Below are 3088 nucleotides of genomic sequence, written 5' to 3'. Positions count from 1 at the left end.
CCCACACGCTCTGGCACGGGATCACCGAACCGGGCACCGCGCTCGCCTTCGGCGTCCTGATCGCGGTCGGCGAGCTGGCCCGGCACGAGGCCCGGGACCGGCCCGGGCACCGGCGCCCGGCCGAGGACCGCCAGCCCGCCCCGCTCGGCTCGGCCGGGGCGCTGGCGTACGCGCTGCTCGGCCACGAGGCGGGGCGGGCCAGCCACCACGGGGTGCTCCAGGTCGTCACGGTGGTCGTCGCCGCGGCCCTGGTGGGGATCGTCCCGCACATCGCCCGGGGCCGCGGTCCCGCCCTGGACCACGTGGCCCGGCGGGTGCTCACCGTCGCCTTCGCCGCCGCCTGCTTCCGCCCGCTGTACGACTGCGGTCGGCTGACCGAGGTGGTCGGCCAGGGCCCGTACCTGGTGCTGTTCCTGCTCGGGCTGCTGGGACTGACCGCCCTGTGCGACGCGGTGCTGGCCGCCGCGCTGGCCGGGGCCCGCACCGGCTGGCCGTACGGGCCGCTGCTGCGCGACGAGCTGCGGGCGCTGGCGGGGATCGGCTCGGCGATCTGCGCGACCGGGGTGGTCATGGCCCTCGGGGTCGCCGTCGCCGGGCTGTGGGCGCTGCCCGCGTTCAGCGTGCCGCTGCTGCTGACCCAGATGTCCTTCCGGCGGATCACCGCGATCCGCACCACCTACCGCCAGACCATCACCTCGCTGGCCCGGGCCACCGAGATCGCCGGGTACACCCGTCCCGGGCACGCCCGCAGGGTCGCCGCGCTGAGCTGCGCCGTCGGCCGGGAGCTCGGGCTGTCGGAACGCGAGCTGACCGTGCTGGAGTACGCGGCGCTGATGCACGACATCGGCCAGCTCTCCCTGGTGGACCCCGTCCCGGCCGGCGCCACCGCCCCGCTGCCGCCGGCCGACGCCCGGCGGATCGCGGAGCTGGGCGGGGAGGTGGCCCGGCTGACCGGGGTGCCGTCGGAGGTCGCCGTGGTGGTCGAGCGGCAGGCCGACCCCTACCGTGAGCAGCCGGTCGCGGCCCGTATCGTCCGGGTGGTCAACGCGTACGAGGACCTCCTCGGCGAGGGCCGTCACCCGAGTGGCTCACTGGCCGCTCTGGAACAGCTGCGCCTGGGCACCGGGCGGGACTACCAGCCGGAGGTCGTCGAGGGCCTGGCACGGGTGCTGGCGCGGGGCGGACGTGCCAGAGTCGTACCCGTTCCACCGGGGTAACCCATGGGTAATGAGCGGCCGTCCGAGTGGGCATGGTTGGATGCGAAGTGAGAGTGTCCGCAAGGCTGCACCGTAAATCCCCCAGCTGCCGCTGGGGGGACCCCCACAGGCGGGAATCGTGAGGATCTTCGGGAAGGTACGGCATCGGCCCTCCGCCTCGTGGCGGCAGGCCACCGACCGCGCGTTCACGCTGATCGGCGACGGCCGGTACGAGGACGCGGGCGCCCTGCTGACCAGAGCGGCCGACCTGGAACCGTGGCTGTCGGAGTCCTGGTTCAACCTGGCGCTGCTGCACAAGTTCCGGCACGACTGGGAACAGGCCCGGGCCGCGGGCCTGCGGGCCGTCGCCCTGCTCGACCGGGAGACCGGCGCGCCGGACTGGTGGAACGTCGGCATCGCCGCCACCGCGCTCCAGGACTGGCCGCTGGCGCGCCGGGCCTGGCAGGCGTACGGGCTGAAGGTGCCCGGCGACCCGCACGGCGCGGCCGGGACCGGCGAGCCCGTCGGCATGGAGCTGGGCAGCGCCGCCGTCCGGCTGTCGCCCGAGGGCGAGGCCGAGGTGGTCTGGGGCCGCCGGCTGGACCCGGCGCGGATGGAGGTCCTGTCGATCCCGCTGCCGTCCTCGGGCCGGCGCTGGGGCGAGGTCGTGCTGCACGACGGGGTGCCGCACGGCGAGCGGGTCACCGCGGCCGGGCCCTCGTACCCGGTCTTCGACGAGATCGAGCTGTGGGCGCCCTCGCCGGTGCCGACCTGGGTGGTGCTGCTGGAGGCCGCCACCGAGGCCGACCGGGACGCGCTGGAGCGGCTCGCCTCGGACGCGGGCTTCGCCGCCGAGGACTGGTCCTCGTCGGTGCGGCTGCTGTGCCGGACCTGCTCGGAGAGCACCATGCCCAGTGACGAGGGCGACGGCGAGCACCTCGACCCCCACGACCACAGCGAACCGGGCCACCCGGGACCGCTCGGCCACCGCACGGCCGGCTCGGGCGTCCTGTGGGTGCCCGAGCGCGAGTGCGGGATCGCGGCTCCGGCCGGACTGGTGCGCGGACTGCTCGACGGCTGGGTCGCCGACAGCCCGGACACCCGGGAGTGGCGCGATCTCGAAGAAGTCTGCTGATCGCTGCACGTAGGCTGTACGGGCACACCAGTGACTTCAGGGAAGGCGTACGCGGGACATGGCGCAGCAGGAGAACGAGGTCCTCAAGGTCGATGGCGACGGATACGTCGTGGACACCGAGGACTGTGAGGCGCGTGAGCTCGCCCACCGCGAGCGCGGCACGGCCCGCCCGATCACGGTCGTCGGCAACCCGGTGCTGCACCGGGAGTGCAAGGACGTCACCGAGTTCGGGCCCGAACTCGCCCAGCTGATCGACGACATGTTCGCCAGCCAGCGGGCCGCCGAGGGCGTGGGCCTTGCTGCCAACCAGATCGGCGTGGACCAGAAGGTCTTCGTCTACGACTGCCCGGACGACGAGGGCGTCCGCCACGTGGGCGTCGTCGTCAACCCCGAGCTGGTCGACCTGCCGGCCGAGCGCCGCATCCTGGACGACTCCAACGAGGGCTGCCTGTCGGTCCCGACCGCCTACGCCTCGCTGGCCCGCCCCGACTACGCCGAGGTGACCGGCCAGGACGCCCAGGGCAACCCGATCAAGGTGCGCGGCACCGGCTACTTCGCCCGCTGCCTGCAGCACGAGACCGACCACCTGCACGGCTTCCTGTACATCGACAAGCTCTCCAAGCGCGACCGCAAGGACGCCCTGCGCCAGATGGCGGAGGGCACCCCGCGCTACGAGACCGTGCCGAACGACTGACGGGCGACCGCCGCACGGCCGGCGCCGGTCGGCGCACGGCCCGACCCGGCCCGGGGGGCAGGC

3 protein-coding genes are annotated in these 3088 nt (G+C 74.5%); all 3 read left to right on the top strand.

The features are described from left to right. A partial coding sequence (locus LG632_RS29860; RefSeq protein WP_226731055.1) for an HD-GYP domain-containing protein occupies window positions 1-1217 on the top strand: 1217 nt, incomplete at its 5' end. A gap of 118 nt (window positions 1218-1335) precedes the next feature. Beyond that, window positions 1336-2331 carry a tetratricopeptide repeat protein gene (locus LG632_RS29855; RefSeq protein ID WP_226731054.1) on the top strand — a complete coding sequence of 332 codons (996 nt, stop codon included), beginning with the start codon at window positions 1336-1338 and terminating at the stop codon, window positions 2329-2331. Window positions 2332-2389: 58 nt separating this feature from the next. Continuing rightward, window positions 2390-3025: a peptide deformylase gene (def, locus tag LG632_RS29850; RefSeq protein ID WP_226731053.1), complete on the top strand. Its 636-nt coding sequence runs from the start codon at window positions 2390-2392 to the stop codon at window positions 3023-3025. Window positions 3026-3088 lie beyond the last annotated feature (63 nt).

This window comes from Streptomyces antimicrobicus (assembly GCF_020532625.1).
GTDB classification, from domain to species: domain Bacteria; phylum Actinomycetota; class Actinomycetes; order Streptomycetales; family Streptomycetaceae; genus Streptomyces; species Streptomyces antimicrobicus.
This window is presented reverse-complemented; position numbering and strand designations above follow the sequence as displayed.